Origin of the sequence: Terrimonas rubra (assembly GCF_042686025.1) — a bacterium.
Taxonomy (GTDB): Bacteria; Bacteroidota; Bacteroidia; order Chitinophagales; family Chitinophagaceae; genus Terrimonas; species Terrimonas rubra.
The window spans coordinates 121,584-142,610 of sequence record NZ_JBHUOZ010000003.1; the positions used below are offsets into that span (position 1 = coordinate 121,584).

At 43.2% G+C, this 21,027-nt stretch carries 20 protein-coding genes; 10 read left to right on the forward strand and 10 right to left on the reverse strand.

The window, feature by feature from the left end; translation table 11 throughout:
* Window positions 1–2: 2 nt before the first annotated feature.
* Together trpA and ACFS6H_RS10110 are read left to right on the forward strand one after the other, a co-directional pair.
* Window positions 3–770, forward strand: a complete 768-nt coding sequence (gene trpA, locus ACFS6H_RS10105; RefSeq protein WP_386097918.1) for a tryptophan synthase subunit alpha — start codon at window positions 3–5, stop codon at window positions 768–770.
* A gap of 26 nt (window positions 771–796) precedes the next feature.
* Entirely contained in the window at window positions 797–1,861 is a 1,065-nt protein-coding gene (locus ACFS6H_RS10110; RefSeq protein WP_386097920.1) for an RluA family pseudouridine synthase, read from the forward strand.
* On the opposite strand, the gene ACFS6H_RS10115 is transcribed toward ACFS6H_RS10110, so the two are convergent.
* From ACFS6H_RS10115 to def, 3 genes are all read right to left on the reverse strand, one after another.
* Window positions 1,862–2,830 (reverse strand): hypothetical protein, encoded by a 969-nt coding sequence (locus tag ACFS6H_RS10115; RefSeq protein WP_386097922.1) that lies wholly within the window; start codon window positions 2,828–2,830, stop codon window positions 1,862–1,864.
* 519 nt (window positions 2,831–3,349) lie between these two features.
* Window positions 3,350–3,811, reverse strand: a complete 462-nt coding sequence (locus ACFS6H_RS10120; RefSeq protein ID WP_386097924.1) for a hypothetical protein — start codon at window positions 3,809–3,811, stop codon at window positions 3,350–3,352.
* A gap of 54 nt (window positions 3,812–3,865) precedes the next feature.
* The gene (gene def / locus ACFS6H_RS10125) at window positions 3,866–4,447 is read right to left on the reverse strand and encodes a peptide deformylase (RefSeq protein ID WP_386097926.1); all 582 of its coding nucleotides are present in this window, start codon (window positions 4,445–4,447) and stop codon (window positions 3,866–3,868) included.
* Window positions 4,448–4,617: 170 nt separating this feature from the next.
* Between def and ACFS6H_RS10130 the strand changes: the two genes are divergently transcribed.
* From ACFS6H_RS10130 to ACFS6H_RS10150, 5 genes are all read left to right on the forward strand, one after another.
* Window positions 4,618–6,315 carry a DUF4139 domain-containing protein gene (locus ACFS6H_RS10130; RefSeq protein ID WP_386097928.1) on the forward strand — a complete coding sequence of 566 codons (1,698 nt, stop codon included), beginning with the start codon at window positions 4,618–4,620 and terminating at the stop codon, window positions 6,313–6,315.
* A gap of 24 nt (window positions 6,316–6,339) precedes the next feature.
* Window positions 6,340–6,882, forward strand: a complete 543-nt coding sequence (locus ACFS6H_RS10135; RefSeq protein ID WP_386097930.1) for an RNA methyltransferase — start codon at window positions 6,340–6,342, stop codon at window positions 6,880–6,882.
* A 136-nt stretch (window positions 6,883–7,018) separates the two neighbouring features.
* Entirely contained in the window at window positions 7,019–7,975 is a 957-nt protein-coding gene (locus ACFS6H_RS10140; RefSeq protein ID WP_386097932.1) for a UbiA-like polyprenyltransferase, read from the forward strand.
* A 10-nt stretch (window positions 7,976–7,985) separates the two neighbouring features.
* A complete protein-coding gene (gene ruvX / locus ACFS6H_RS10145) occupies window positions 7,986–8,396 on the forward strand; it encodes a Holliday junction resolvase RuvX (RefSeq protein WP_386097934.1) in 411 nt (136 codons plus the stop codon).
* Between the two features lie 115 nt (window positions 8,397–8,511).
* On the forward strand, window positions 8,512–9,603 hold the full coding sequence (locus ACFS6H_RS10150) for a redoxin domain-containing protein (RefSeq protein WP_386097936.1): 1,092 nt from the start codon (window positions 8,512–8,514) through the stop codon (window positions 9,601–9,603).
* Between the two features lie 75 nt (window positions 9,604–9,678).
* Here ACFS6H_RS10150 and ACFS6H_RS10155 read toward each other — a convergent pair whose 3' ends face one another.
* The 3 genes from ACFS6H_RS10155 to mutS form a co-directional block, all read right to left on the reverse strand.
* A complete protein-coding gene (locus tag ACFS6H_RS10155) occupies window positions 9,679–10,197 on the reverse strand; it encodes a CHRD domain-containing protein (RefSeq protein WP_386097938.1) in 519 nt (172 codons plus the stop codon).
* Between the two features lie 272 nt (window positions 10,198–10,469).
* Window positions 10,470–11,966, reverse strand: coding sequence for a hypothetical protein (locus ACFS6H_RS10160; RefSeq protein WP_386097940.1), 1,497 nt, complete (start codon window positions 11,964–11,966; stop codon window positions 10,470–10,472).
* 183 nt (window positions 11,967–12,149) lie between these two features.
* The gene (mutS, locus tag ACFS6H_RS10165; protein WP_386097942.1) at window positions 12,150–14,798 is read right to left on the reverse strand and encodes a DNA mismatch repair protein MutS; all 2,649 of its coding nucleotides are present in this window, start codon (window positions 14,796–14,798) and stop codon (window positions 12,150–12,152) included.
* A gap of 288 nt (window positions 14,799–15,086) precedes the next feature.
* Here mutS and lipB point away from each other — a divergent pair, with 288 nt between their 5' ends.
* A complete protein-coding gene (gene lipB, locus ACFS6H_RS10170) occupies window positions 15,087–15,821 on the forward strand; it encodes a lipoyl(octanoyl) transferase LipB (RefSeq protein ID WP_386097944.1) in 735 nt (244 codons plus the stop codon).
* Window positions 15,822–15,907: 86 nt separating this feature from the next.
* On the opposite strand, the gene ACFS6H_RS10175 is transcribed toward lipB, so the two are convergent.
* Together ACFS6H_RS10175 and ACFS6H_RS10180 are read right to left on the reverse strand one after the other, a co-directional pair.
* On the reverse strand, window positions 15,908–16,639 hold the full coding sequence (locus ACFS6H_RS10175) for a hypothetical protein (RefSeq protein ID WP_386097946.1): 732 nt from the start codon (window positions 16,637–16,639) through the stop codon (window positions 15,908–15,910).
* A gap of 68 nt (window positions 16,640–16,707) precedes the next feature.
* Entirely contained in the window at window positions 16,708–17,583 is an 876-nt protein-coding gene (locus ACFS6H_RS10180) for a 1-aminocyclopropane-1-carboxylate deaminase/D-cysteine desulfhydrase (protein WP_386097948.1), read from the reverse strand.
* Between the two features lie 52 nt (window positions 17,584–17,635).
* Between ACFS6H_RS10180 and ACFS6H_RS10185 the strand changes: the two genes are divergently transcribed.
* Window positions 17,636–18,541, forward strand: coding sequence for a nucleotidyltransferase family protein (locus ACFS6H_RS10185; RefSeq protein WP_386097950.1), 906 nt, complete (start codon window positions 17,636–17,638; stop codon window positions 18,539–18,541).
* Between the two features lie 222 nt (window positions 18,542–18,763).
* On the opposite strand, the gene ACFS6H_RS10190 is transcribed toward ACFS6H_RS10185, so the two are convergent.
* Both ACFS6H_RS10190 and ACFS6H_RS10195 read right to left on the reverse strand, forming a co-directional pair.
* A complete protein-coding gene (locus ACFS6H_RS10190) occupies window positions 18,764–19,870 on the reverse strand; it encodes a S1C family serine protease (RefSeq protein ID WP_386097952.1) in 1,107 nt (368 codons plus the stop codon).
* 20 nt (window positions 19,871–19,890) lie between these two features.
* On the reverse strand, window positions 19,891–20,460 hold the full coding sequence (locus ACFS6H_RS10195; protein WP_386097954.1) for an RNA polymerase sigma factor: 570 nt from the start codon (window positions 20,458–20,460) through the stop codon (window positions 19,891–19,893).
* A gap of 142 nt (window positions 20,461–20,602) precedes the next feature.
* Here ACFS6H_RS10195 and ACFS6H_RS10200 point away from each other — a divergent pair, with 142 nt between their 5' ends.
* Window positions 20,603–20,803, forward strand: a complete 201-nt coding sequence (locus ACFS6H_RS10200; RefSeq protein ID WP_386097956.1) for a PG1828 family lipoprotein — start codon at window positions 20,603–20,605, stop codon at window positions 20,801–20,803.
* The last annotated feature ends 224 nt before the right edge of the window (window positions 20,804–21,027 follow it).

Consider the following 21,027-nt stretch of genomic DNA (forward strand, 5'->3'; position numbering starts at 1 on the left):
ACATGAGCAGAACAAAAGAACTCTTTGCTGTAAAAAAGCAAAATGTATTGAATATATATTGTACCGCCGGCTTCCCTGAGTTGAACAGTACGGTACCGGTAATGAAACTATTACAACAAAATGGTGCAGATATCATTGAGCTGGGCATGCCTTACAGCGATCCGCTGGCTGATGGCCCCGTGATACAGGAAAGCAGCTCCCAGGCCATTGCCAATGGCATGACCATCAAAACATTGTTTGAGCAATTAAAAGATTTCAGGAAAGAAATAAACATTCCCGTTTTACTGATGGGCTATATGAACCCGGTTCTGCAATACGGCTTTGAGCAATTTTGTTCCGATGCGGCTGCAGTGGGTATTGACGGCTTAATCATTCCCGACCTGCCGGTATACGAGTTTGAAACAGAATACGGAGCGATTATAAAGAAATATGGCCTTGATTTTACATTTATGGTTACCCCCGAAACACCGGCCGATCGTTTACACAAATTAGACGAGCTGACATCCGGTTTTTTATACGCAGTTTCCTCTTCGGCTACTACGGGTAACAATGCTGCCTTACATTTGCAGGAAACTTACTTTAGTGCTTTGAAACAGGCAGGCCTGAAAAACCCTTTCATGATTGGTTTTGGCATAAAGGATAAAGCAAGTTTTCAAAAAGCCAGTCAATATGCAAACGGGGCCATTATCGGAACGGCTTTTATAAGGTCCTTCGATAAAAACCTGCCGGTGGAGCAGACTGTAAAAGCATTTATGCAAACCGTGTTATAGCAATATAACCACAAACTGATTAGTACATGGATAACCAACCGGATATAAACGAGCACGGGTCCGAGGACCATAATGAAGCCTTATACGAACGGTTCAGCTTTACTATTGATAAAGGCCAGGAACCCTTGCGTATTGATAAATTTTTAATGCAGCGCATTGAAAATGCTACCCGTAACAAATTGCAGCAGGGTATAAAAGACGGAATGGTACTGGTAAATGGTAAAGAAGTAAGTCCAAACTACAAAATAAAACCCCACGATGAAATTGTTGTTTTTTCCGACGATCATCCCGATCAGTCGGATGTGGTGCCGGAAGAAATGCCTTTGAATATTGTATTTGAAGATGAGCACCTGATGATCATTAACAAGCCGGCAGGCATGGTGGTGCATCCCGGCAGCGGTAACTATTCGGGTACTTTGTTAAATGGGGTTGCCTGGTATTTACAACAACAAAACCCCGGGTTAACGGAAGAAAGCCTGCCCCGTTTTGGGCTGGTACACCGGATTGATAAAAACACCAGCGGTTTGCTGGTACTGGCCAAAACCGATGTGGCCATGCGTAACCTGGCCAAACAATTTTTCGATCATACTATCCAGCGGCAATACGTGGCCCTGGTATGGGGCGATATAGTGGAGGATAAAGGCACCATTGTGGCACATGTTGGCCGCCATCAGCGCTTCCGCAAATTATTTAATGCTTACCCCGATGGCGATTTTGGTAAAGAAGCTATTACACACTATGAGGTATTGGAACGGTTTAACTATGTAACACTGGTGCGCTGTATTTTGGAAACAGGCCGTACGCACCAGATACGGGTACACATGAAACACCTGGGTCATCCTTTATTCAGCGATGACTTTTATGGTGGCGACAGAATTGTAAAAGGCACGGTATATACCAAGTACAAACAATTTGTAGAGAACTGTTTTGCTATTTGTCCGCGCCAGGCACTGCATGCCAAAACCCTGGGCTTTGAACACCCGGTAACAAAAGAAAAACTGTTTTTTGAAACTGACCTCCCCGAGGATATTGCAAATGTGATTGAAAAATGGCGCAAATACATTGGCCATAAAGGGCATGAACTGGAGTAATTATTTAAAATCAAACAGCGTAGCGGTGAAAAAGCCTTTTTCCCGGGCTTTAAAGATAACGTTCCAGGTGCCGTTATAACGGAGCAGGGTGGGCACCTGTAATTTACCAAACCAGCCCAGTTTTACTTCCATGCTCACATTAAAACTATAAGCGCCTGCACCATAACTTAAGGCATAGGTGCGGGCCAGTATCTCATAACTACCCGCTGCAAACCAGGTGGTCATATTGTCAAACACAATTTTATCACGTTGGCTGCCGGTCAGGTCTTCTTTTGCTTTGATACTAAAAATATAACAGTCTTTCCCTTCATAAGTTCCTGCATCCACCTGCATATCGTAATAGGCGGCAATATCAGGGTCAAAAATATTGCTCTTATCGCCCATAAAAGGAATGCCGGTTATTTTTTTGCCGGGGTTAAAGAACAACATTTTCAATTGTTCCTTTCTTTTATCCATGCCGCTTTTATTACGCGGATTAATGGTGGAGCCCTTTACAATATTATCCTCGCCGCAAACCGGTGTTTTGGCAAAAAACAAACTGGCATATAACTCAGCGGTATAATAATTATAATCGCCTTTTTTAGTGTAAAAATCCCCCGTTGTTCTCTCTTCATCCACATGCGTTAAACGGCAGCGGTTGGTAATTACCTGCCGGGTACGGCTGTTCAGGCTGGCTTCTACCTTGCTGCCGCTTTTATTGGTCATGGTAATGCTGTTCAGCGAGGTGAAATTCAGGATGCGCAGGTTTTTAAAGGCCTTGTAAAAAGTAGTATCCTCCTTTACCCTTTTAATAAAATTTGGCACATTAAACTCCTTGCTCATCACCACATCCGTCAGGGTGATCATGCGTGCCAGCCGTTCATTCTCCAGGGAATCCACATCCTGCGCCAGGGTGTTCATGCTTAACCAGCATAAGGCTGTTAAAAGGGGTAATATTTTTTTTGTAATCAGCTGCATTGCTACTGTCATCGTCTGTTGTGTCACTCACTGCATCGTCCGGTAATGCTATTGAGCATGTTGTGAGTAGGTGTTATTTGTTTTTTTATGTGATATATATGGGATCTTATACAATATTGCCGAAATAATTATGCTAATGCTGTATAGAGTAAAGGTACGGTAAGAGTAATGGTTAAGGCCTAAATAGAATGAACTTAAAAACAGGCAAACGATAGATATACTAATAAGTATACATTTTAGTGCCCAGGCGGAGTTTAACCGGTTACATAAAAAGTAATGACAAATAAAAACAACAAAAAAAGATGGAATAGAGAAAAGGAAACTCGCTAAAGGGAAGAAAGGAAGATCCGATAAATCCAGCAGACCCTTGCTGGGAGAATTGTTATAGGATTGCGGAACCAGGAAATTTAAAAGAGGCCCGGCAATAAAAATAACTGTCAGCCATACCTGAACAGGGTATAATAAATTTAATGGTCGTTTTATGGTTTCAAAGCTCATACCGGTATCCCAATTATCTCATTCACCTTTAATTTATTCAGGGTTTATAGTTGTTAACGAAACAGCTATGATTTTATGCTGTTTTCTTTTCTGCCTTAAATATAAAACCACTGCGGCAATGGGGATGGCTATCATATAAACTATAGCAAGCTCCTCAAAATTAAAACCGCCGAGCAGTAATTTGAACGAAGCAAAAACACTGATAATGGATAACAGAACCGTAATGACATAATCGGTTAACAGGCTTTTAGTAAGTAATATATAACCTCTGTACAAGGACCATACTACTATCAAAGCGGGCAATCCAAAAATAAATCCCAGGCACAGCTCCCAAAAAGCAACAATGATTAATCCGTATAAAAGGCCGGGTACATCACTCCAGTCATCTTTACATGCCGACCAAAGAGAATATAAAATAGCCGCGATAAACAAGGTTAAAACCCACAACTTCAACGGATAATTCAAATCTTTTTCATTCGATTCTTCTTTCTCCATTTCATCGGTTTTAATTACCAAATTATCAAATTGCCAAATTGTCCAATTGTCCAATTATCCCGGGAACATCATCTTGTAATCCACCTTGATCTTTCCCTTTGAAATATCCGCCAGCTTGCCTTTCATCAGTTTACGCTTCAACGGCGAGATATGGTCAATGAACAACTTGCCTTCAAGATGGTCGTACTCGTGTAAAATAACACGGGCAGTTAAGCCGGTAAAGGTTTCGGTGATCAGCTCAAACTGCTCGTTCACGTATTCCAGTGTAACAGACTCGGGGCGTTTAATGTCTTCCCGGATCTTGGGTATGCTCAAACAACCTTCATTATAGGCCCAGGGCTCACCGTCCTGTTCCACGATATGTGCATTGATAAAGGCTTTTTTAATGCCGGTATCGCCGGGGAACTCTTTTTTCTCTGCAGCGTCCATATTCTCAAACATCTGTTCGGTATCCACTACAAATAAGCGGATGCTACGGTTGATCTGGGGTGCTGCCAGCCCTACACCGTTACTGGCGTACATGGTTTGCCACATATCCTCTATCAGTTTATCCAGGTTAGGATAGGCTGCTGTAATATCTTTTGCTACTTCTCTCAAAACCGGGTGACCGTAGGCAACTATGGGAAGAATTGTCATTTATTTCAACTTTTGTTCAATGTGCAAAGATAATAAGAGAAATCGGCAATTTGGTAATGTACATGCCTTGTAAATAGCGGATGGGAGGACGGCTGATTGTTAAAGCTTTCAAAAATGAACAGGTGTTTATGTAAGAAAGAAAAAATCTGCATCCAGTAAAAAAACAGGTTATGCATAAAATACTTACAACAATAGGACTGGCTTTATCACAGCTGGCTATGGCACAGGATACAGCCCGTATAGACGCATCGCTCTCCACCGCAACGGTTTACTTTGGCTACGGGGCCGAGTTAACCCACCAGGCAAAAGTGCCGGTAAGCACGGCCACCCGCTTTATTGTTATTAATAAACTGAGTACCAGTATTGATCTGAGTAGTTTACAGATCAGTTGCCCGGAAGATGTGGCATTGCTGTCCCATAAATTTTCGGTGTATTACCCTAACAGCCAGGCGGCTGAAACGCCTAAATGGCAGGTGCAGCTGGAAGATAGTATCACCCGCATGCAGAACAATATCAGCAAGCTGAAAAATACCATTGCCATTGAACAGGAAACCCTGGCATACTCCGGTAAAATTATTGAACAGGCCGTTGCTAACAGTGGTACAAACCTTAATTCCAGTGCTGAATTATTAAAACTGGTAGACTTTCATAACAGTAAAATAGAAAAATCGAAAACCGCCATTTACAACCATGAACAAACTATAGCCGCATTGAATAAAAAAATTGCGGATACCCGTGTGGCTATTACCAAAATGCAACAGCAGAGTATGGATAATGCCCTGCCTTACGGCCAACTGGTGTTACAGGTAATGAATAAAAGAGGTGGAGAGATACCGCTGTCTTTATCTTATTACACCGCTAATGCAGGCTGGACGCCTGTGTACGATGTACGGGTGAACTCCAAAACCAATAAAATGAAACTGGTATATAAGGCTTCGGTTACCCAGCAAACCGGTATTAACTGGCGAAACACTAAACTTACTTTAAGTACCGGCACACCCAACTTTGGCGTTGCGGCTCCCGTATTATCACCCTGGCATTTACAGTTATATGTACCCGGTTTGTATTCTGACCTGCAGCGCAGGGCCATGGTGGCAAACTCACAACGGAATATGAATATGTTACAATCTTACACGAAAGAAGAGACTTTGAGTGAGATGCTGGTAGGGAAAGCCGCAGGACTGGAGTTAAAGAAACAATATGATGATACCATTGCTCCGGCCACCATACAGGATTATACCACACTAAACGAAGGCCAGTTAAATACCAATTTTGAAATTGACCTGCCTTATGATATCCAAAGTGATGGCCAGATACATAATGTGACCATTAAAGATGAAGAAGTGAGCAGCATTTTAAAAAACTATGGCGTGCCAAGGGTAGATAAAGATGCTTACCTGCTGGCCGAAATTGCCAACTGGCAAAACCTGGACCTGTTACCCGGGGAGGCCAATATTATTATGGACGATACCTATATCGGTAAATCGCAGATAGACCCCAATACCACGGCGGATACCCTGAACCTTTCACTGGGCCGTGACAGGCGGGTAGCCATAAAGCGCTCACTGATCAAAGAACTGAGCAGTATTAAAACCAGCGGTAAGGACAGTCGCCAGCAGTTTACCTACGAAATAGTGATTAAAAACAATAAACTCACCGATGTGAACCTGTTGCTGAAAGACCAGTTTCCTTTAAGTGGTATTAAAGAAGTGGAGGTGAAGCTGGATGAAGACGGCGGCGCTACTGTGAACGAAGAAACCGGTGTACTGACCTGGAAGATTGACCTGAAGCCGGGCGAGAGTAAAAAAGTACGGTTTAGCTATACCGTTAAATATCCTAAAGATAAACGCATTGTAAACCTTAAATAACCGTATTTCAGTTAATTTTGCGCCATGCGAAAACTGAGCATGGACGAACTAGGCCGGATGACTGTTGACGAGTTTAAACAGTCAGAAAAACTACCCATTATTGTGGTGCTGGAAAACATACGCAGCGCTTACAATGTGGGTAGTGTTTTTCGTACCGGTGATGCCTTTTTAATTGAAGCCGTTTATATTATAGGTTATTCGGCCGTACCGCCCCATAAAGAAATCAAAAAAACCGCCCTGGGTGCTGAAGAGTCAGTAAACTGGAAACATTTTCCCAATGCCACAGAAGCTATTGCCGACCTGCGGGAACGGGGCTATAAAGTATTTTCTGTAGAACAGGCCGAAGGCAGTACCAGCCTGGAAAAACTGGAGCAACAGGATGGAGAGAAAATAGCCGTTATTTTCGGTAACGAAGTAACCGGGGTAGAACAATCCACCATTGCGGCCAGCGATGGCTGTATTGAGATTCCGCAGTTGGGTATGAAACATTCTTTGAATATTGCTACGGCGGCGGGAGTGGTGCTTTGGGAACTGGTACGAAAAGTGGTGGGAAAGGAAGATAAGTAGTAAGGTTAAAGGCTGAAGGCGTAGGGGTGTTGAATAATGGACAATTGACAATTCACAATTGACAATCAAAATTTGCTACTAACTATTACGTCACCCCATTAACTATGAACAATTAACTATGAACTGAATAGCAATTATGTCAACCAAAAAATATCTCAGCCTCATAAAGTTCTCACATACCATCTTTGCAATGCCCTTTGCATTGATCGGGTTTTTTCTGGCGGTGCGTCCGGTATGGCCTATGTATTTTGACTGGTCATCCGAAGAGCATGATTTTATTATGTTCTCCGGAGGTGATATTGATGATGATTTTCTGAATAGCTATCCGGAGGATTTTCAGCAATTATTGTTAAGGTTTGTACTGGTAATACTCTGTATGATATTTGCCCGCAGTGCGGCCATGGCCTTTAACCGTTACCTGGACCGGCATTTTGATGCGAAGAACCCGAGAACGGCCATCAGGGAGATACCGGCGGGTATATTAAAAGCCAATAATGTGCTGTTGTTCACCATTATCAGCAGTGTGTTATTTGTGGTGTGCACTTTTTTTATTAACCGCATTTGTTTTTATTTATCACCCGTGGCGCTGGCCGTAGTGCTGGGATATAGTTATACCAAAAGGTTTACCGCGCTTTGCCACCTGGTGCTGGGTGTGGGGCTGGCGCTGGCGCCTATCGGGGCTTACTTGGCGGTAACCGGGCATTTTGCTTTACTGCCCTTGCTGTTTTCTTTTGCTGTAATATGCTGGGTAAGCGGTTTTGATATTATTTATGCTTTACAGGATGTAGATTTTGATAAATCGCAGAACTTAAACTCCATACCTTCCTGGCTGGGTAAAAGCAAGGCCCTGCGGTTTTCAGAAGTATTACATGTATTAAGTACAGCCTGTGTAATAACCGCCGGCTGGTATGGCGGCTTTGGCTGGTTGTACTGGATAGGCGTAGCAATATTTGCAGCCATGTTAATATACCAGCATGCTATTGTAAAACCCAACGACCTTAGCCGGGTAAACCTGGCTTTTATGACGGCAAATGGTATAGCATCGGTAGTATTTGCTGTTTTTGTGATCGCGGATCTTTTTGTTAACTCCTAATACACTTTACTTGGCACGTATACTGGCAATCGATTATGGTTTAAAGCGGACGGGCCTGGCGGTGACAGATCCGTTCCAGATTATTGCAACCGGTTTGACCACTGTGGATTCAAAAGAATTGATTAATTACCTGAAAAAATATTTCATGCAGGAACAGGTGGAGCTGATTATTATCGGTGAGCCTAAAAACCTGGATGATACCGATACCCATGCGACCCCGCTGGTGGCGAACTGTATTAAACAATTGCAAAAAAACTTTCCCAATCTGCCTGTACAAACTGTAGATGAACGCTATACTTCTAAAATGGCTAAAGATGCGATGCTGGAAATGGGCCTGAAGAAGAACCAGCGGCGCAATAAAGCCCTGGTAGATGAAATTGCCGCTACTATTATGTTACAGGAGTATATGAATAACCGTTAAAGCGGAAAAGTTAAAATTAAGACCAGGTGCTTGTGAGGAGCTCCGGTGATATTAACTCTCAGGATCAAATTGTATCTTTACTGTTGCTTATTTATCCAATAATAGCCTGTTGATTATGATGCAAATAAAGAAACTGCCGGTGTTGTTATTTTGTTGTGTTGTGGGGTTGTTAGCAAAGGCCCAGCAGCTGCAGGTGTCCGGTAGTATACAGGGGTTAAAGCCCAATACACTGGTAAGCCTTACCGATATGAATAACCCCCGTGATACCATTGCCAAAGCAAGAGTGGTGAATAACTGGTTTGTATTGAAAGGAAAGGTAAAAGAGCCTTCCTTACTGGCGTTGAACTTACCGGGCGGTAAAGCACAGCATCTTTTTGTAGGGAATGAAAAATTAAAGATCACCGGCTCGCTGAATAACCTGGCTGCCTGGAAATACACAGGCTCGGCCACCCAGGCTTCTTTTGTGGCTTTTCAAAAAATATTCCCGCCTAAGTTTGACAGGTTAAATAATTATGCCATGCGTTTGCGGTCGGGTGAGCAGGATGAGGTATTACGGCTTAATGCAGAGGTATTAACGGATAGCATACAAACGGATGTGGATGGCTTTATTGCTAAATATACACACTCTGCCGTGAGCCCCTTTTTACTGTTGGTTGTGTTGAATATTAATAACGATGTAAACCTGCTGGAACAGCGCCTGCAGCAATTACAGCCAGGTGCATTAACCAATGCTTATGGTAAGTATTTGCAGGGTTTTGTGGATGATGAAAAAGGAACGGCCATCGGCTCCATAGCCAAAGATTTTACCCAGGCCGATACTACCGGGCAGCCGGTAGCTTTATCATCGTTCAGGGGGAAATATGTACTCCTGGATTTTTGGGCAAGCTGGTGCGGCCCATGCCGCCAGGAAAACCCGAACGTGGTAAGGAATTTTAACAAGTTCAAGGATAAAAATTTTACCGTATTGGGCGTATCCTTAGATAACCCGGGACAAAAACAAAGATGGCTGGATGCCATTAAAAAGGATAACCTTACCTGGACCAATGTAAGTGATTTGCAGGGCTGGGGGAACGCCGTGGCACAACAGTATAAAGTACAGGGTATACCACAGAATTTTTTAATTGGCCCCGATGGAAAGATATTGGCCAAAAACCTTCGCGGGCATGACCTGGAAGCCAGGTTATGTGAGTTGTTAGGATGCGAATAATTAATTTACAGCAATGATAAAAAAACAAAGGGCTGTTATACAACAGCCCTTTGTTTTGTATAGGAAGACTAAATATTATCTGAAACGTATTTGTGCCCTGATCTCACCCGTAGTAGGGAAAGCCTTGGTGCGGATGCTGATATAGTACAACATGTTTAATAACTCCTCCTGTTTCAGGTTGGCGCCATCAATTAATACAGAACCTTTATAACTACCGCCCAGGTAAGGATAAGCAGCCTGGTTGGGCTTTAAGTTAGTAGCACTATTGGTAAAGCCTGGCAGCAACTGTTTTACAGTAGCACTGGCATAACTTACCGGTGCAGGACCATGTATGGATATACCTATAATGGTATCGCGTAAGCCGGCCCAGTTAAATTCGTAATCCAGCATATGTGTTTTTTCGCTGTATGACACCCATAAGGTACCGGTGGCAGGTGAGGTGGTAGCCGGTACAGATTGTGCCCCGGTTAAAGCAATATCGCCTTTCACATGTTCCTTTGGTTTGTCAGATGCATCGTCATCTTTTTCACAGGATGAAAATATAGTAGTTCCCAGCAGTAATAAGGAAAAAGCAGTCAGTTGAAATAGTTTCATGTTGTGATGGTTTGTTGTAAATATAAGAAGAATTTATATTTTCCAAACAAGCGTTCAGGTATTTGAAAATTTATTATTGAAATAGTTGAGCCCGGTAGTTCCGGGTGGTTTTTTGGCCGGGCAGGGTTATATAGCCGATGGGCTGCACGACTGGCAGTAGTAGCTGCAGCCGCTATCCTTGTCCCTGAAGGAATAGATTAATAACCGGGCTGCATTACTACAGAAGGCGTGAACTGCTGCTGAAGGGCGTGTTATAGCTGAGAGCCCCAACATTACTGAGCCTGTATGACGATTTTGGCTGTATGTGCCACCTGGCCATTGCTGCTGAGCCTTAACAGGTAGGTGCCTGCGGCCGGTTTTTGCTGTTGTATGGCCAGGCTTACCTGCCGGCCGGGTAAAAGATCGCCGATAGGTTGCTGCCATACACTCAGCCCCTGCGTATTGTATAGTTGCGCAGTTACCTGCCGGTAAGTTTGAGCTGATTTTACCTGTACCTGTTGGTTTTGTACAATGGTAGGGAAAACCGTGATATTATTGCTGCTCTGTGACCGGATCTGTATAACGGAAGAGTAGGTAATAACACCTTCCTGGTCGGTTATTTTAAGACGATAGTAGGTAGCAGGATTTTGGGGTAGGGTGTATTGAAAGTTCAGGTTGCTGTTTTGTAACGAAGCCTGTGAGGCCGGTATAATGGCAGCGGTATTAAACTGGCTGGCGGATGCAGCCTGTTGTAACTCAAATTGCTTTGGCGTGCTGTTGCCCGTTACTGCCCAGTTAAACAGGTATTGATTGTTTTGTGCGGTGCCGCTGAAGTGTAGCAGGGTTACCGGTAAAATATAATTGGTCTGCACGTTAAAGCTTACCCGGTTGGCCCCACTGTTCTCATAATATTCCAGTACCATATCATAAGTACCATCGAGGTTGGTAATGTATACGGTGGATTGATAGCCCTGGTCGTACCAGCGGTCGATAACCCAGGTATTGCCCCCGTCAAGACTAAGGCGATAGCCATCATCGCCTCCTGCTACAAAGGTATAGCTGGCATAGGAAAAGGTTTTGCGCAGCCGGTAACGTACACTGAAGGTTTCTGTGTTAACCATACAGCCGGTAGTGGCAAAATTGGTATTATCGCCCCCGAAGTTCTGCGAAAAATTGAGCGGTTCTGTTACTGCCCCTTTATAGGTATTGAAACCGGTGCCGTCATACACATACCCTATCCAGGTATTGGCAGTGCCATAGGTATTAACGTTTTCGGTACCGGAGCAGGAGTTTTGAAAGTTGATACTGATACGGTTCTCCCCGGTAATTTCATAATATTCCAGCACCATATTGTAAGTGCCGTTTAAATTGGCGGTATAGGTGGTTATATTATAACTCTGATCGCTCCAGTGGTTAATAACCCAGGTATTGCCGCCATCCAGGCTAAGCCGGTAACCATCATCGCCACCTACTGTAATATCATAAGCTCCGGCTGAAAAGGTTTTTTGCAGCCGGTACCTGGCACTGAAATAATTGGTATTAATGCTGCAGCCGTGAGTATAGTAGGTAGTATTGCTGCCACCAAAGTCCTGGTCAAAATTTGGACTGGCCGCTGACCCTTCTGTTACATAACCCACATAATTGGTAAAGTTGGTGCTGTTGTAGATATAACCGGTCCATTGATTATTAGTGCCGTAACTGGTTTGGTTACCAGCAGGTGTACAAGGTTGGGCATGTAGGATTACGGTGATAAAAGGCATGAGTATGCCTGTTAAAATACGGTAATTCATGTATTGGATATTAAGGATTTACCCTTAAAAGTACATGTAAACTCCCGTGGTAGGCTGAAATTGAACAAAAACACCCATTTTTTTGACAAAAGTCAATCGGTTGCATGTTTTTGCAGGTACATAGTATAAAAATATGCTATGTGAAAATTGCATCGGGTAAGTACGTCAATACAAACGCTGCAGTTATTGTAGTTTACTTTTGATCTCCTGTAGTTTTAGTAGGGCTTCTACCGGGGTAAGCCGGTTGATATCGATACCTTCCAGCACCTGGCGGATATCTTTAAATGTTTCGCTGTGTGCGTCAAATATGGAGAGCTGCATTTGCGGGGCCGTAACGCTTTTAAGCGTTTCTTTTACCTGTTGTGATTGAGCTACACCGGAGATAATAGCGGCATCAGGGGCTGTGCTGCCCACATGTTGTGTTTCCAGCTGGGCCAGTATTTCGTTGGCCCTTTGAATAAGGGAAGGTGGCATGCCGGCCATTTTGGCCACATGAATACCAAAGCTGTGGGTACTGCCGCCACGGGCCAGTTTGCGCAGGAAGATGATTTTGTTACCTACTTCCTTATTGGTGACATGATAATTTTTTATTCTTTCCAGCTTTTCTTCCAGCTCGTTTAACTCGTGATAGTGCGTGGCGAATAAGGTTTTGGGCTGGTGCGGGCTGTTGTGCAGATGCTCGGCAATACTCCAGGCAATGGAAATCCCATCATAGGTAGAAGTGCCCCGGCCAATTTCATCGAGCAGTACCAGGCTGCGGCTGGTAATATTATTAATGATGCTGGCTGTTTCGTTCATCTCCACCATGAAGGTACTTTCGCCGCCGCTTAAATTATCGGAAGCGCCTACACGGGTAAAGATCTTATCGGTCAGCGATAATTTAGCAGCAGTGGCCGGCACAAAGGAGCCCATATGGGCCATTAAGGTGATAAGGGCGGTCTGGCGTAATAAAGCCGATTTACCACTCATATTAGGGCCGGTAAGAATGATGATCTGCTGGTCCGTTTTGTTTAAATGCAGGTCATTATGAATATAGGTTTCGCCAACGCCCAGGTTGCGTTCAATTACCGGGTGGCGGCCTTCTTTTACCTCCCATTCACTACCCTCGTGCAACTGTGGTTTTTTATACTGGTACTGTATGGCGTTATGTGCAAAACAGCAAAGGCAATCCAGTATGGCCACTATATTACCGTTGGTTTGTACAGGCGCTAAATATTCTGCCAGCTCATTTACCAGTACATCAAACAGTTCAGTTTCCAAAGCCAGTATCTTATCCTCGGCGCCGGTAATTTTTTCTTCGTATTCTTTTAGTTCAGGCGTAATATACCTTTCTGCATTGGCCAGGGTCTGCTTGCGCATCCACTCGGCAGGCACTTTGTTTTTTTGTGAGTTGGTTACTTCCAGGTAATAGCCAAATACATTGTTGAACCCTATTTTGAGTGAGCCGATACCGGTACGCTCGGCTTCGGTCTGCTGCATTTTGGCCAGGTATTCTTTACCTGATTGTGATATGCTGCGCAGGTCATCCAGCTGGGCATTGATGCCACTGTTGATCACTCCGCCCTTGTTTACCTGTACAGGAGGATTGTCAACTATTTCCTTACTTATTTTTTCGGCAATATAGGGGCAGGGGTTGAGGGTATCACCCAAACGTTTTAAATATTCATTGCTGCTGTTGCTGCATAATTGTTTAATGATATCTACCTGTTTTAAACCGCGGGCCAGTTGTAACACTTCACGCGGGTTCACTTTTTTCATGGGAATTTTAGATACCAGCCTTTCAATATCCCCGCATTGTTTAAAAGTCTGTAACAATTGCTGGCGCAGGTCGGTTTCTTTGATCAGCATTTCCACTACCTCCAGCCTTTCGTTTATTTTAAGCTGGTCTTTTAAAGGAAAAATGATCCAGCGTTTTAACAAACGGGCGCCCATGGGCGATACTGTATTATCCAGTACACCTAATAAACTATGTTGACCATCGCCGCTGCCACCTATCAACTCCAGGTTGCGGATGGTAAAACGGTCCATCCATAAAAAATCTTCCCGGTCAATGCGTTGAATGGTGGTAATATGCTGCAGGTTGGGGTGTTCGGTATCTTTCAGGTAATGTAAGATGGCCCCGGCTGCTATCATGCCATTGGTGAGCCCTTCAATACCAAAACCTTTTAAGGAGTGGGTCTGAAAGTGCTTCAGCAAAGTATCTTCGGCATAGGTATCGGCAAAGATCCATTCGTCCAGGGTATAGGTATACATTTTGCCGCCAAAGTATTCCTTAAACTTCTTCTGTTGTTGCCTGGGAAAAATAACCTCGCTGGGTTTAAAGCTTTGCAGCAGTTTATCCGCATACTCCCGGTCGCCCTGGGCAATAAAAAATTCGCCGGTGGAAATGTCTAAAAAAGCCAGGCCGAAACTATCATCTGATACAAAATGAATACCGGCTAAAAAGTTATTGGTATGGTGTTCCAGTAATTTATCGTTTACGGCCGTACCGGGGGTGATCATATCGGTAACGCCGCGTTTTACCACGCCTTTGGCGGTTTTTGGGTCTTCCAGCTGGTCACAAACGGCTACGCGGTAGCCGGCTTTTACCAGTTTATGAAGATAGGTGTCCAGGGCGTGGTGCGGAAAGCCGGCCAGTTCCAGCGATGCGGCCGCACCGTTATTTCTTTTGGTTAAGGTAATACCTAATACCTGCGAAGCGGTAATGGCGTCCGGTCCGAAAGTTTCATAAAAATCACCTACACGAAATAACAGAACTGCATCAGGGTATTTTTGTTTAATAGCCCGGTGCTGCTGCATCATAGGAGTTTCTTCTGTCTTTGATTTTGCCATGGTTGGCAAAGATGGGGAAGAAAAGATAATTTTAACCCCATGCGGAATAAAATGTGAAAAAAACTTAACCAATTGACAAGTGACAATTGGCAATGGACAATTGACAAGTGACAATGAGTTACAGGCAACCGGCCACATTATATCTAAAAAATCATAATTCATCATTTATAACTCATAATTCATCACTCATCATTCCCTCTCACCTTTGAACATTTGCACTTTTGGAACCTCTTGAACCTTTTTAAACCTTTGGAACCTGACATTTGTTGTACCTTTGCAAGCTATAAAATGGAAAAGCAACAAGTTTATTTCAGTGACCTGGGCAATATGCGCTATAAGGACGCCTGGGCATACCAGGAAACCTTACTGGGTGAGAATGTGCAGTTGAAATCGCAGCGCTTTGAACAGCAGGTAAATGAAAAAGATGCCGCTGTTGCCGCAGCCGCTACAAAAAATCATTTACTGTTCGTTGAGCATCCGCATGTATACACCCTGGGTAAAAGCGGGCATATTGAAAATGTGTTGCTGAGTGAAGAGAGCTTGGCTGCAAGGGGTATTGATTTTTTCAGGACCAACCGCGGTGGTGATATTACTTATCATGGTCCGCAGCAACTGGTAGGTTATCCTATTTTAGACCTGGAAAAGTTTTATACCGACATTGGTAAATACCTGCGCAACCTGGAAGAAGTAATTATACAAACCATTGCCCATTATGGCTTAAAAGGGGAGCGTTCAGCCGGTGAAACGGGAGTATGGTTAGATCCGGATAAAATTGGCAGGGAAAGAAAAATAGCCGCTATTGGCGTACGTACCAGCCGCTGGGTAACCATGCATGGATTTGCTTTAAACGTAAATCCGGACCTGGATTATTTTGGTTTTATTGTACCCTGCGGCATACAAAATAAACAGGTCACATCTATTGAAAAAGAATTAGGTCAGCCGGTAGATATTAACGAGGTAAAAGCTTTTTTCAAGAGGCATTTTGAAGATGTTTTTGATGTGGAGTTAGTTCATGGCATATAGTTCAGGTTCATAGTAACAGATCATCACCCGGGCTATGAACGTCATGGGTGTTCCCTAAACCTGATACCTTATTCCTCATACCTTATTTAGAATTCCTTGCGCAGGAAAAACTTATGTTTTTCAATCGTCTTATCGTCTTCTATCAGTTCAAAATTATACCAGCCTGATTTATAAAAAACGGATTTTTCGATTTTAAAACTTTTCTCTTTCAGGTTCTTCAGTTCAAACAGTAATTCTTCCTCTGCCGTATAAAAACGGATCACATACTTTGAAGGATCATCGCCGGGCAGGGATATCTGCACATTGCCATCCTTAACTGCGGTATATACATATTTTGACGGAATATAGGGTGGAGGGCCGGTGGGCTTAACAGCGCCCGGTGTGTTTGGGGAAACAAGAGCCGTATCGCCGGGAAAAATGGTACTTACATCGGGATTAGCTGCTGCTACGGCATCTTCTACCGTTTTGCCCGAAGTATCCAATACTGGTCTTTTAGCATCACTGAATAAATAGGTACCGCCGCTTAATAGAATATACAAACGATAAAACATTTTATCATTCGGCGCTTTGGTATCTACATAACCGTTTTGTGGGGTAGTAGGATCGGCCACCGTTAAGATGGTTTTATAGTTTTTTAAACTGTCCGGGGAGCGCTGGATACTGATCTGGGATATATTTTCGAAAGCATTGGTCCAGCCAACAACAATACGGTTATTACCAACATTTTTTACGGAGAACCTGGGTAATGTATCCTGGGCATATAGATTACTGCATGTAACCGATAATGCAATAAACAGTAGTGAACATATTTTATTCATGAAGTAGTACCTCGCTGGTCTAAAGTTGCTTTGTTACAAACAAAGATAATACCCGTAATGGTAAATTGTTAATACATTAACGTTCCTTTTGGCAAAGAAAGGTTGCCCTGCAGGCCCCCGCTATGGATTAACAATATTTTACTACCCGGAACAAAATAATTTTGCCGCAACAATTCGTGAAAGCCGTAAAATAATTTACCGGTGTACACAAAATCGGTGGGAATGCCGGTTTGTTCGAATAATTTATTCATAAAGAAGAGTAACTCCGGCTTGTGTTTGGCATAACCACCGAAGTGGAATTCGTGTAAAATATCCACATTAGCCGCCGGTGTACCGGTTAAAGCCGCTACTTCTGTGGCCAGGGCGGTATTGTTTTTTAGACTGCTGATGCCTGTTACTTTTGTACCGGGTGAAGCTGTTATTAACCCGGCCATGGTAGTACCGGTACCTACCGCACATAGTATATGTGTAAAGCCTTCAATACCCGCTACCATGGTAGCCGCCCCAGCTGCGCCGGTTTTACCATATCCGCCTTCGGCAATACAATAATCGGTGGTTGGGTTTACCCAACCGGGTACAGGTTTTGCAGCATAATCCTGCCTGGATATAAAATACAGCTGCATGCCCATTGCCTGTGCCTGTAATAAAGTATGCGACAATACAAGTGGTTGTTCGCCCCGGATGATGCCGGTGCAGGCCAGCCCTGCTGCTTTACAGGCAGCAGCGGTAGCGATGATATGATTGGAGAAGGCGCCGCCATAGGTAACGATCCTTGTTTTGTGTTGTTGTATGGCTTCGGCCAGGTAATACCTTAGTTTGAACCATTTATTGCCCGATATAACCGGGTCAATGGCATCGGCTCTTAACACAAAAACCTGGCGGCCGGTATTACTGTAAAAAGGGATGGCTTCCACTTTGGGTGGTGGAAATGATAACGAAAGCATAAGCTGTGAAGTTCGGCTAATTTCAATTAAATTCGCAACTCAAATAACTAATATGACGCAACCTACATTGGTAATTTTAGCTGCCGGCATGGCCTCCCGTTACGGTAGTATGAAACAGATACAGGGTTTTGGTCCCGGTGGCGAAACCATTATGGACTACTCAATTTACGATGCTATCCGTGCCGGCTTTGGTAAAGTGGTGTTTATTATCCGCCGCAGTTTTGCTGAAGAATTTAAGGCAATTTTTGAACCCAGGCTTGCCGGTAAAATTGCTATTGAATATGTGTACCAGGATATGGATGCTTTTACCGAGGGCTATCAGTTTCCGGAAGAGCGTACCAAACCCTGGGGGACTTCACATGCCGTACAATGTGCCAAGGATGCCGTAAATGAACCATTTGCTGTTATTAATGCCGATGATTTTTACGGACAGAATTCCTTTGAAGTAGCTGCTGATTTTTTACGTAACGATTGTAACGAAAAAACATATGCCATTGTAGGTTATGACCTGTTAAAAACCTTATCTGAACACGGTACGGTAAACCGCGGTGTATGTGGTTTGGATATTACCGGCAACCTGGCTACCATTACTGAGCGTATCAATATTGCTAAAAAAGGCGATAAAATATTGGTGGATGATGACCTGGAGCCCAAAGAGCTGCCTTTGGATACCCGTGTATCTATGAACTTCTGGTGCTTTGATCCTTCTTTCTTTAATTATAACATGCAACTGTTCCGCGAGTTTTTACAAAACCATGGCCAGGAGTTAAAATCGGAATTCTTTATTCCCATTGTGGCCGACCGTTTTATTAAAGATGGTGGTAAAGTAGAGATCATTCCTACCAGCTCATCCTGGTTTGGCGTTACATACAAAGAAGATGCTCCTTTTGTAGAAAAAAGTCTGAACGAATTAATTGAAAGAGGCGATTACCCCGCGTATCTGTGGAAAGAAGCTTAACCTAATGTGATAATTAGCTTATTTGCTAATGTGCTGGTGTGGGTAATGGATGATATACTCCGAAATATATGAGCCGTCTCTTTGGGGCGGCTTTTTTGCACCTGGGATTGCTTATAAAACGCTTATGATGAGAGTTTGAAAATTTATAAGGGGCAAGAAAAAGGGCTCCTGTAAAACAAGAACCCTTCTACAATCTTATATCTGAAATCTAAAATCTAACTTCTAATCCCCTTTCACCATAAAAATATAATCTTCAATCTTCTTCACCTGTACCGTTTGGTCTAAACCGCTCAGGGTTGATTTTTGCGACACTTTTACTTTTTCGTACAACTGGTTTTTGCGTAAGCTGTCCAGCGCGAGGAAAATGTATTTGGATTGTACAGCGAATACAGCACCTTCTACACCAACATCTTTGGCACTTAAGATACCAATGATCTCACCGTTACGGTTAAATACCGGGCCACCACTGTTACCGGGGTTAGCCGGTACCGATATCTGGAAACTCAGGGTATCGCCGTTGAAGCCGGTTTTGGCACTTAAGTAACCTTCGCCGTAAACCATTTTATCATTGAAAGCCAGGGTGAATATAGGTTCGGCAATATCCGATGCTGTTTTGCGGATGCCATAAGGCAGGGAGGCAACGGGTTTAAAACGGTCGTCCACTATTTTAATAATGGCCACATCACGTGCGGGATCCTGTTTCAACACAATGGCTTTGAATTTTTCGCCCTTATTATTCTGTACATATATATTAACGGAACGTTTTACCACGTGGGCATTGGTGATCATGAGACCTTTACCATCAATTAAAAAGCCGGTACCATTGTAACGGGCATTGATAGCTATATCATTATTATTTGCAGCGGTATTGTCAGCTTTATTCTTAACATGTTCAATCTTCTGGTCGAGTTGTTTGGTTGTTTCGTTCAATACATCAATCTTACTTACCAGCTCTTTTACCTGCGGATCTTTAGGATGGGGGGCTACGGAATTGAACAGTAAGGATAAACCTATAGCTGTTACACCGGCTATGCTGGCAGCAATGCCTGCCACACGCCTGTATTTTTTCCATAAAAACACCAATTTACCCGTTTGCTCGTTAGCAGGGGTAGTAATATTGCCGGCGTTTTCCAGTTTGTGGTGAATATCCTGTAAACCGGCTGCAAAATCTTTGCGTGTGGCATAACGGTTCACCTGGCGCAGGAACAATGTATGTTCTACCACCATCTGGTCGATCTCGCTGTTGGTTTTACGCAGGTTTTCAAAAAACAGGCGTTCATCAGGGTTCATTTCGCCCTTAATGTACCGTTCAACAGAATCTAACATCATTATCTGGTTATTGTCTAACATCACAAATCGCCTTTATTATATTTTGCAAAAAATGTTTTCTTTAAACGCATCAGGCATTTATACTTCTGCGTTTTGGCATTATCGGCGTTGGTGTAGCCAAAGTCGGAGGCAATATCCTGCATATTTCTTTTTTGCAGATAAAAGGCCTCCAATAAGCTTTTACACGGTTCGCCCAGGGTTGCCAGCGCCTGGTGCATCATCTCAAATTCGTCATCCTTCTTCTGGTGTTCTTCCAGGTCTTCCTCAACGGCCACCACCTGGTCGGTATGCACAAGATCAGAGGAATACCGGTTGGTTTGTTGTAATCGTTTGAGCCACAGTCTTCTGGATACAGAATAGAGATAGGTTTTGATCTGGCAGTTAAGCTCAAAATTGCCTGCAGTTACTTTCTCATACAGTACAATCAAGGCTTCCTGGAAAATGTCTTTTGCGTCGTCAGCTAATCCGTTATTATTGATAATCAGCGACTGAACCATATTATAATTTTGTTTATAAATGGTTTCAATTGCCGTTTTGTCGTTCTGGGCCAGTCCTTTAAGTAGTTCCTTTTCGTTATACGCAACTTTCACACCTACAGTTTTAATACTTTTTTTTAAAAATAGTAACCCTTTTGCAGCAAAGAAAAATTATTTTAAAAAAACGGGTTACCTTTTTTTCATAATCGTATTAACATCAGAAATATTTCAAAAAACTAAATTAAAAACGTCACTAATGAAAAAGCTTTTCATCGTATTAGCAGTAGCTAGCTTAGGTTTTGTAGCTTGTAACAACGAAGCAGAAAACAAAGAAACTTCTGATTCTCCAGCAGTTAAAGTTGATTCTCCAATCGTTGCTCCTCCTGCAGTTCCAGATTCTCCTGCAGTTAAACTTGACTCTCCAGCTGTTAAAGTTGATTCTCCAGCTGTTAAATAATTTTAGGCAAGCAATCGTTAAAGAGCCATTCCACAGGAGTGGCTCTTACGTTTTGTAAGAGGCTGTAAATGATACAGGTAAGTAGACTAACAATCCTTTTTTCGGCTTTATCCCTACTCCTTATGCCTTCCACCTTTTTAACCGGTCTTTTACAATAAGCCCTTCGCTTTCAGCATTCTGCTTTGAGCTTTCTGCTTTCAGCATTCCGCTCTCAGCTTTATATA

Bases quoted from the DNA above. Each gene is read 5' to 3' on its own strand.
- trpA (WP_386097918.1), top strand. From the start codon at position 3: ATGAGCAGAACAAAAGAACTCTTTGCTGTAAAAAAGCAAAATGTATTG.
- ACFS6H_RS10110 (WP_386097920.1), top strand. From the start codon at position 797: ATGGATAACCAACCGGATATAAACGAGCACGGGTCCGAGGACCATAAT.
- ACFS6H_RS10115 (WP_386097922.1), bottom strand. From the start codon at position 2,830: ATGACAGTAGCAATGCAGCTGATTACAAAAAAAATATTACCCCTTTTA.
- ACFS6H_RS10120 (WP_386097924.1), bottom strand. From the start codon at position 3,811: ATGGAGAAAGAAGAATCGAATGAAAAAGATTTGAATTATCCGTTGAAG.
- def (WP_386097926.1), bottom strand. From the start codon at position 4,447: ATGACAATTCTTCCCATAGTTGCCTACGGTCACCCGGTTTTGAGAGAA.
- ACFS6H_RS10130 (WP_386097928.1), top strand. From the start codon at position 4,618: ATGCATAAAATACTTACAACAATAGGACTGGCTTTATCACAGCTGGCT.
- ACFS6H_RS10135 (WP_386097930.1), top strand. From the start codon at position 6,340: ATGCGAAAACTGAGCATGGACGAACTAGGCCGGATGACTGTTGACGAG.
- ACFS6H_RS10140 (WP_386097932.1), top strand. From the start codon at position 7,019: ATGTCAACCAAAAAATATCTCAGCCTCATAAAGTTCTCACATACCATC.
- ACFS6H_RS10150 (WP_386097936.1), top strand. From the start codon at position 8,512: ATGATGCAAATAAAGAAACTGCCGGTGTTGTTATTTTGTTGTGTTGTG.
- ACFS6H_RS10155 (WP_386097938.1), bottom strand. From the start codon at position 10,197: ATGAAACTATTTCAACTGACTGCTTTTTCCTTATTACTGCTGGGAACT.
- ACFS6H_RS10160 (WP_386097940.1), bottom strand. From the start codon at position 11,966: ATGAATTACCGTATTTTAACAGGCATACTCATGCCTTTTATCACCGTA.
- mutS (WP_386097942.1), bottom strand. From the start codon at position 14,798: ATGGCAAAATCAAAGACAGAAGAAACTCCTATGATGCAGCAGCACCGG.
- lipB (WP_386097944.1), top strand. From the start codon at position 15,087: ATGGAAAAGCAACAAGTTTATTTCAGTGACCTGGGCAATATGCGCTAT.
- ACFS6H_RS10175 (WP_386097946.1), bottom strand. From the start codon at position 16,639: ATGAATAAAATATGTTCACTACTGTTTATTGCATTATCGGTTACATGC.
- ACFS6H_RS10180 (WP_386097948.1), bottom strand. From the start codon at position 17,583: ATGCTTTCGTTATCATTTCCACCACCCAAAGTGGAAGCCATCCCTTTT.
- ACFS6H_RS10185 (WP_386097950.1), top strand. From the start codon at position 17,636: ATGACGCAACCTACATTGGTAATTTTAGCTGCCGGCATGGCCTCCCGT.
- ACFS6H_RS10190 (WP_386097952.1), bottom strand. From the start codon at position 19,870: ATGATGTTAGATTCTGTTGAACGGTACATTAAGGGCGAAATGAACCCT.
- ACFS6H_RS10200 (WP_386097956.1), top strand. From the start codon at position 20,603: ATGAAAAAGCTTTTCATCGTATTAGCAGTAGCTAGCTTAGGTTTTGTA.